The organism is Natrinema versiforme JCM 10478 (assembly GCF_000337195.1).
Lineage (GTDB): Archaea > Halobacteriota > Halobacteria > Halobacteriales > Natrialbaceae > Natrinema > Natrinema versiforme.
In genome coordinates this window covers 1-455 of sequence record NZ_AOID01000068.1, presented here as the reverse complement: position 1 = coordinate 455, position 455 = coordinate 1, and the positions used below count along the sequence as shown (strand labels likewise).

Below are 455 nucleotides of genomic sequence, written 5' to 3'. Positions count from 1 at the left end.
TCCCATCCGACCATCGGCCTGATAACCTCGGACGGTCGGGTGGGTCACGGCCGGGGCGTCCACAGCCCCCGATGCCTGCCGTCGTCGTCCGAAAATCGAAGATTTTCGTGATCACGAAAGACTCCGTCTTTCGAACAACACCTTCCGAACAACGGGAAGGCTGTTGAGAGCAGGCACATTCCAATCGAGTTTCTTCATGCCTTTCACAGCGATATTAACGCTTGCACCACGGTCGCTGTGGTCTTGATGGGAACACGATTGACACTTGAACCGCTTCTTGTTGCGGTTCGCCCGTTCCGTATGCCCGCACATCTGACACCGCTGGCTCGTGTATTCGGGGTTAATCCACGCAGTCGGGATGCCTGCGAACGACGCCTTGTACGACGTATAGAATTGAAGGGCACGAAACGGGAGATGGTGCAAGCGCCGGTTCATCCGCGTGCCGTAGTCGATAC

At 56.7% G+C, this 455-nt stretch carries 1 pseudogene; it reads right to left on the bottom strand.

The annotated features are described in order from the left end of the window. A pseudogene (locus C489_RS20535) lies at positions 1–455 on the bottom strand (transposase); the annotation flags it as partial.